General features: G+C 44.7%; 1 protein-coding gene. It reads right to left on the bottom strand.

Annotation, left to right across the window (positions count from 1 at the left end; translation table 11 throughout):
* Nucleotides 1–8,420, bottom strand: an 8,420-nt coding sequence (locus BMW86_RS32350) for a beta strand repeat-containing protein (RefSeq protein WP_143056759.1), incomplete at its 3' end; no start/stop codon positions are given.
* Nucleotides 8,421–8,842 lie beyond the last annotated feature (422 nt).

Here is an 8,842-nt window from a genome sequence, read left to right as displayed (position 1 = left end):
CGGATGGTGTAAGCCGCGTTGGCAGCACCAGCATCCAGGGTGAGGGTGTTTCCACTACATATTGAAGTGTCATTACCCAGGTTCACTACAGGTTTAGCGGTGTATTGCAGATCGTAAGTCACCGGATCAGATACACAACCCGTTACGCCGTCTGTCACTGTGAAGGTAGCTTGAGTAGCACCTTTCAGATCGAACACGTTGCTGGTTTGTGTCAGCGGAGTGGTTACGGCCGTTGCTGGTGTGATACTAACGAGCGTGAATTTCGGTTTGCTTACTTTGTTTTTCAACAGGATGGCAAACTTGGTATTGTTAGAACAGTTGACAGGCAGGGTAGGATCCAGTTCTGGTTTAGGACAAGGATTTACCGTGATGGTCTGTACACGTTCTATTGCCTGGTTACCACAAGCATCTGCAATGGTCCATCTTCTGATGATGGTATATCCGTTACAGATATCTTTTACGTAAGGATCTTCCTTCATGGTAGCCTTCTTCGGGAAGGTGGCATCACAATTATCACGGGCATATAAGGTAGCCGCAATCTGGATAGATTCCCCACAATTCACGGTGATGTTAGCCGGAGCCGGATCAATCACTGGTTTGGTGGTATCTACGACAGTGATTACCTGACGGATAACAGTACTGTTACCACATTCATCTTTAGCAGTCCAGGTACGGATCAGTTGATAGTTGCTGGCACAAGCACCGGTGATATTCTGCCTTGTCTGTGTGTAAGCGATTTTCACATTGCTGGTAGCGCTGCAATTATCGATAGCTTTCAGATTAGTAGCAGGAGCCGGTATAGCATCGCAACTGATGGTAGTATCTGCCGGAGGTACTACAGTGAATGTTGGTCTGGTTGTATCCTGTACCACGATCACCTGAGACATGGTAGTAGTATTACCACAATCGTCTTTGGCGGTCCAGGTACGTGTTAATTTGTAATTATTAGAACAGGTAGTTGACAGGAATTCTTTTTTCTGACCTACGGTAACAGTTACGACAGCAGTACAGTTGTCGGTAGCGGTGACAGTTGGCAGAGCAGGTACCTTATCGCAATCTACAGTCACATTTGCAGGTGCTGGGATAGAGAATACCGGTCTGGAAGTATCCTGAACAGTGATTGTTTGTCTGAGAGTGGTCATGTTACCACAGTTATCAGTAGCTACCCATTTGCGGATGATACGATAGTTCTGTTTACATGCACCAGCGATAGTAGCAATTGAATCTATTGGTGTAACCGTGATGACACCAGGTGTACAATTATCAGTAGCGGTGAGGTCTGTTTTAGCAGGTACCTTATCACAATCTACGGTGATGTTTGCAGGGGCAGCTGCAGTGAATACAGGCGGCGTTAAGTCTTTCACAGTAACGGTCTGTCTTAAGGTATCACTCACATTACCACAGGCATCAGCGATCACCCATTTGCGGATCAGCAGATAATTGCTGGTACATGCTCCAGGAATATCCTGTCTTACTTCGATCGGCACAACAGTGAGCATACCAGCGCAATCATCTTTTGCGGTCAGGTTTACGGCTGCAGGTACCTTATCACAATCTACTGTTACGTTAGCAGGAGCGGCAGTAGTGAATACTGGTGCTGTTCTGTCAACCACAGTAATGGTTTGTTGAGCAGAAGTAGTTAATCCGCAACGGTCAGTAGCAGTCCATGTACGTCTGATGGTAGTTGTACAGGCATCTACGACTGTTGTCAGATCAGCAGAAGTTACTGTCAGTACTTCTTTACTGTAAGGTTCATGACTGAAGGTAGGAGTGCCAAACAGTGTCGTGTAATCTTTACCCTGTATACAATCAGTAGTGATGGCAGCAGGTACGGTTACAACTACAGGCGGTTTAGTGATCAGCGACAACTTCACAGCGTTGCTGGTATCAGGTACACATCCACCGGAAGTGACTACACGTTTAAACCAGGTAGTGACTGCGATTACACCAGGAGAATAAGACGTACCGGTTGCTGCTGCGATAGCAGAATAGTTGGTACTGTCAGTACTGATAATCCACTGATAAGTATATGTTCCTTTACCACCACTTATAGCACCACCGGTGAGAGTAGCTGGTGTTTCAGTCGCACACAATGTTTGGTCAGCGGTAATGGTGTTACCCAGAATCGGACCGAAGTTAGTGAGTGTGACATTAGAAGAAGTAGTACATGTTAAGTTAGAAATGGTCCATGTCAGTGTTGCGGTAACACCGGCAGGTACATTTACTACTCCATTTGGTTTATGTATTTCTGTAGCAGCAATCTTTACAGAAGCAGGCGACAGAACAGTCCAGGTACCAATAGCAGATGGCAGATCAGGTGTGTTACCAGCCAGGATGAAGATAGGATCTCCGCAATGTTCCTGTGCGGTACCCGCATCGGCATCAACTGCTTTTTGTGCGTTTCTGAGAACAACAGTATCTGTTGAAGTACACAACCCATTGGTGATAGTCCATACCAGGTAAGCAGAGTCACCGGTGGCAACTGTAACAGCCGATGTTGGACTGGTTGGTGTTGTAATAGTAGCTGTTCCTTTTACCAGTGTCCATGCTCCGGTACCCAGCGTAGGTGTATTACCTGCCAGTGTAAAGTTTGGATCCACACAATGTCCCTGGTCAGGACCAGCAACTGCTGTCGTTGGTTTGGCATTATTAGTCAGTACAACCGTAGAAGTAGAAGGAGGACATGTTCCATTAGAAATGGTCCATTGCAGTGTTGCAGTATTTCCTGCTTTTACTATGATTGAACTGGTATCACTTGTTGGCGTTCTGATAGTCGCTGTTCCGGAAACTATTGTCCATACACCTTTACCGATGGTTGGCTTGTTAGCCGCCATGATAAACAGAGAGTCATTACAATGTGTCTGAGCAGGACCTGCTACAGAAGGTGTTGGTGTTGCATAATTCCTTAGAACAACGGTATCGGTTGTTTTACAAAGTCCGTTTGTAATAGTCCATACCAGGTAAGCAGAATCACCGGTGGCAACTGTTACCGCTGATGTAGGACTGGCTGGTGTTGTGATAGTCGCTGTACCTTTTATCAATGTCCATACACCTGTTCCGGTACCGGCGCTGTTAGCAGCAAGGGTAAAGGCAGGAGTAGCACAATTATTCTGGTCAGGACCAGCAACAGCCTGGATATTTCTGTAGTTGGTCAGTACGATATCATCACTGGTTGTACAAACACCATTTGTGATGGTCCAGCGCAGTGTAGCAGTATTACCAGCTAACACGAACACAGTACTTGTAGGACTGGCCGGAGTAGTGACAGTTGCTGTTCCTGAAATGATGGCCCATGCACCTGCTCCAACAGAAGCGCTGTTAGCTACCATTGTAAACAGTGAATCAGAACAATGAGACAGATCTGGTCCAGCTACTGCCGTAGCAGGCTTCATATAATTGGTCAGTACAACAGTAGAAGAAGAAGGAGGACATGTTCCATTGGAAATGGTCCACTGAAGGGTAGCTGTTTTACCAGCTAACACGAACACAGTACTTGTAGGACTGGTTGGTGTAGTGATAGTAGCAGTACCTGAAACAATTGTCCATATACCTGTACCCACAGTTGGCGTGTTAGCCGCCATGGTGAACAGAGAATCAGCACAATGTGACTGAGCAGGACCAGCAACTGAAGTTGATGGAGCAGCATAGTTCCTTAAAACAACAGTGTCTTTTGTAGAACATGTACCGTTTGTAATAGTCCAAACCAGGTAAGCAGAATCACCGTTGGCAACTGTTACCGCTGATGTTGGACTGGCAGGTGTTGTGATGGTAGCTGTACCTTTTATCAATGTCCATGCACCTGTTCCGGTACCAGCGCTGTTGGCAGCAAGGGTAAAGGCAGGAGTAGCACAATGAGCCTGGTCAGGACCAGCAACAGCCGGTATTTTTTGAGCGTTAGTCAGTACAATAGTAGAAGTAGAAGGCGTACATGTACCATTGGAAATGGTCCATTGTAATGTAGCAGTATTGCCTGCTTTTACTATTACTGAACTCGTATCACTTGTTGGCGTTCTGATAACAGCAGTACCTGAAACTATTGTCCATACACCTGTACCAACTGTTGGCTTGTTAGCCGCCATGATAAACAGGGAGTCACTACAATGTGACTGAGCAGGACCAGCAACCGAAATAGTTGGTGTTGCATAGTTTCTTAAAATTACGGTATCAGTTGTTTTACAAGTACCATTTGTAATAGTCCATACCAGGTAAGCAGAGTCACCGTTGGCAACTGTTACCGCTGATGTTGGACTGGCTGGCGTTGTGATAGTCGCTGTACCTTTTGCAATTGTCCATGCTCCTGTTCCGGTACCTGGGGTGTTAGCCGCCATAGTGAAAGCAGGAGTAGCACAATGATTCTGGTCAGGACCAGCAACAGCCGGTATACTCATATAATTTGTCAGTACGATATCATCACTGCTTGTACAAACACCATTTGTAATGGTCCAGCGCAGTGTAGCAGTATTACCAGCTTTTACAAAGATGGTGCTTACCTCACTTGAAGGAGTTGTGATAGTCGCTGTTCCTGAAACGATTGTCCATACACCAGCACCGAAAGTAGCTTTGTTGGCCACCATGGTAAACAGTGAATCAGAACAATGAGACAGATCCGGACCAGCTGCTGCATTTGCAGGCTTCATATAGTTAGTCAGAACAACAGTAGAAGAAGAAGCGGTACATGTTCCATTGGAAATAGTCCACTGCAACGTAGCTGTTTTACCGGCTAACACGAACACAGTACTTGTAGGACTGGTTGGAGTTGTGATAGTAGCAGTACCTGAAACAATTGTCCAAACACCTGTACCTACTGTTGGCGTGTTAGCTGCCATAGTGAACAGAGAATCAGAACAATGTGATTGAGCAGGACCGGCAACAGAAGTTGTTGGTGTAGCGTAGTTAGTTAACACTACATCATCTGTTGTTGTACAGGTTCCGTTAGTGATTGTCCATCTCAGGGTAGCGGTAGCACCATTAGCAACCGTCACTGCAGAAGTAGCACTTGCAGGTGTTGTGATGGTAGCAGCACCTGACACCAATGTCCATGCACCTGATCCTGTAGCAGGCGTATTAGCTGCCATGGTGAAAGCAGGAGTAGCACAATGGTTTTGGTCAGCACCAGCAGCAGCCTGGATATTTTTATAGTTGGTCAGTACGATGTCATCATTAGATGTACAAACACCATTTGTAATCGTCCATCTTAAAGTAGCAGTATTTCCTGCTAATACAATGATAGAACTGGTATCACTGGCAGGTGTTCTAATAGTAGCTGTACCAGAAACGATGGTCCAGACACCTGCACCGGCGGTCGCTTTATTGGCCGCCATGATAAACAGGGAGTCAGAGCAATGAGACTGATCAACTCCAGCAGCAGCAGCAGCTGGTTTGGTATAAACAGTCACTGTTCCGCTTGCGCAGGCAGTATTACCGCAGGTACCTTCTGCTCTCACATAATAAGTAGTGGTAGCGCTGATACCATGAACAACGATAGAAGCACCACTGTCAATAGCTGTACCTCCACATGCTCCTTTATACCATTTCCATTTAGCATCCGGTGTAACACCATCTGCTTTCTTTCCGAGGTCACCACCTACAACAGTAAGGATGGTAGAACCAGTATCGCAAATACTTGGTGTACCAACGGTAACGCCTGTAGGAGCGGTAGGAGGAGAAGAAACATTTAAAGAGAACGGAATATCTGTCGTACATCCTGGGTTGGCAGTAGATACCGTGAGGATGAAGTTATAAGTATTAGGAGCTGGTAATGTACCTGTAGGATAAGTAACCGTGATAGGCCATGCAAGTGTACCTGTCATTGTTACAAAACCTGGCAGGGCAGGTGTACCTGCTTTCAGTACATAATTAGTAGGTGCTCCCGTGGTTGAAACTGAATCCACATTGAAGGTACCCGCTGAACTACATATAGTAAGAGGTGCTTTCAGTACAGCAGATGGAGGAGCTGTTTTATGTAAAGTAACAGTTCCCACATTACCAGAACAACCCGCAGCATTAGTAATTGCCCATGTTAATACTACATCCTGTATACCAGCAACGGTAACGGTTGTAGTAGGAGAGGTGGCGTCTGCTATTGTCGCAACACCCGATACCAGTGTCCATTTACCACTTTCAGCAGCAGGACCCGTTAATGTAAGATCTGGCGCAGAAGCTGCCATGGTGAATACATTCGAAGTACCGCACTGTGTCTGGTCCGGACCTGCATCACTGAAGGTAGGATTGTTCACCAGGGAGAGTGTATCCGTAGAAGTAATCTTACAGTTTCCGTTAGCTGTAGGCTGAGCCGTCCAACCGATTACCACTGTACTTCCATATGGTATACTTACTTTGGTATTCATCTTGGCTGGATTGTAGATCTTGACATAGTCATTGATCGTTTCACCCGCCTGAAGGTCAATACCTGTATAAGACACAATAGACCATGAACCGATTACACCTGTCTGAGTAGAATCAGGCAGATTGAATACACCAGTTGGATTTGTGCTGGAGCAATTTATAATCGGAGGGAACTTGATCTTAGGTGGCGTTTGCGTAATGATCACCTTTAAAGGAGCTGATTCGACCTCACAGACCCCAGACCGGACCATCACGGAGAAAATACTATCCGCCACGGATGTGGGTTGGACCTCAATATCTGTGGCGCCATTCCACTCAGGCATTAATGTAGTATCAATAGCGGAACCATGAGAACCACGATACCACCTGATATCCATACCAGCGAGCGCTGCGTTGATTTTGTAGTCGACTACATCGCCCAAACAGATGGTTGTTGTAGAAGGAGCTACTTCCACGACAGGTTTATCATCTACCTTAATATAGGCTGTATTGGAGTCTTTACAGGTTTTTCCACCACCTTCTCCATAGAATACGAAACCGTATACCATGATTGTGGTGTCTGGTGGCACCAGTGTAATTTGTCTGGTTGCTCCTACATATCCCGGAAGATCTCTCCACTCAAATCTGTCGAAACCTCCTGATGCCTCTAACTCCACTACTGCACCCGCACAGACCTGACTCTTGGTAAGAGACAGTATCGGCATTGGTAAGATCGTAATCTTGATAGGACTCGAGGGGTTCGCACAGCCCAATGAATCGGCAATGCCTTTTTCATATACACGAACACGGAAAAGGTAGTCTGCGGCTACCGTTTTAGTACCTTTTAATGCTCCCGCAGGAATCTTGAGTAAAGAATCCCTTGGTGTACCATAAGGTACATTAAACCAGGAAACACCATTGTCATCACTCATTTCCCATTGATAAACAGGAACTTTGAAATAACCAATAGGTAATATAGAAGATGTTAATGTATCAGCAGTCCCCTCACACAATACTTCTTTAAGGCCAGTGCTGTTACCTAACAGACCAGCAGTAATAATAGGACTACAATATGTAAAACTGATGTCATCAATCGCGATATCATTACCACAACCACCAGGCTGATCATTGATAATACGTACCAATACATTTGTTACACCGGCCGGAATGGTAAACTGTCCGCCGTAACGTTGCCATTGGGGAGATGTTAAGTTCGGTGATACTGCGTATGTTTTGAAATTGGCCAATACTTTGGTGGTATCATTAGCATCCAGTACCCGGAATGTTACACCTGCATATATAAAATTAGTAACGCAGTTATTTTCGAATACACCAATGCCATCCAAATCCAGCAACCATGCACTGAAGTTATAAATGGAACCACTACATAATCCGGTTACCTTTTTCTGATAGAATCTAAGCGGATCAATCGCAGAATTCGCCACCAGCATCGCACCATTGGTATTACCCGTGTGATCTGGCATGGTTACCCATTCGTCTCTCTGGTGAGTAGTATTTGATATGTTATACCAGTTATCCGCGAGGCCGTAGGTAGATTGATATCCATACCACACAACACTATCCACAGGGTATTTCATTCGCACTACCCCTGCTGGCATTGTACCGAAATTTTCATTAAATCCGGCCATAACAGCATAACCGCCATTACAGGTAGATATAGTACAATTTACGGCAACCAGTGTTCTGGTAATGGAGATCGATTTAGTTACTCCCCCCTGGACATATGTGAATGTGGCTTTAAATGTATATTTACCAGGTACCAGGAATTCCAATGTCAGTGATTTTGTATTTACTAACTTGGTAGCCTTCACAGTAGACGTATTGGCAGAGTATAATATATTATAATCTGCATCCGTTCCACCAGGGGTGGTAATTGTCCATGTAGCCAGAGATATACTTGAAATACCACTTCCGTCGAGGTACGAGTTAATACTGGTGAACTTTGCCTGATCTGAAGTACTGCTGGTCGTCGACATACAAACCGTATCCGGTATGTTTATATGCGTCGTCTGAGCCTGCACCATGCCAAGTGCACAGAACATACAGATGAGTAATAATTGGAGGATCTTTTTCATGCTGCAAACAATCAATATATGTTAATAAAGTATCAGGTTTCTGAGAATTAAATGGTATTCTCACTGCATGATTTGTAGTGGTTAACCAGCGAAAAATCCTTCCAGACCCTGATTGGGGCGGCATTTTGAGACGTGTAAAACGGTTTCATAGGCTCGGTCATTTTTTATTGATATGGCTAAAAAAAAGGTTATTCTTAAGATTAAAATTATGACTAATATAGTAAATATAAAAAATGTGTATATATCTTAAGGTGATTAATGGAAGGATAACATGAGGTAGGGGGGGAGGGATAATTTGATAGTCAGTGACTTAAACTGTTCAAAAAAAGATCAAAAAAAATATTTAAAAGTTATCCACACAGTAAAGGCGTTAATAAATAATTTATATTGCACGTATATTGTTTCAAATATTTATCTACCTT

The sequence above is a fragment of the Chitinophaga sp. YR573 genome, assembly GCF_900110995.1.
GTDB lineage: Bacteria > Bacteroidota > Bacteroidia > Chitinophagales > Chitinophagaceae > Chitinophaga.
The sequence above is the reverse complement of the archived record's forward strand: the minus strand, read 5'-3'. Positions and strand labels throughout refer to the sequence as shown.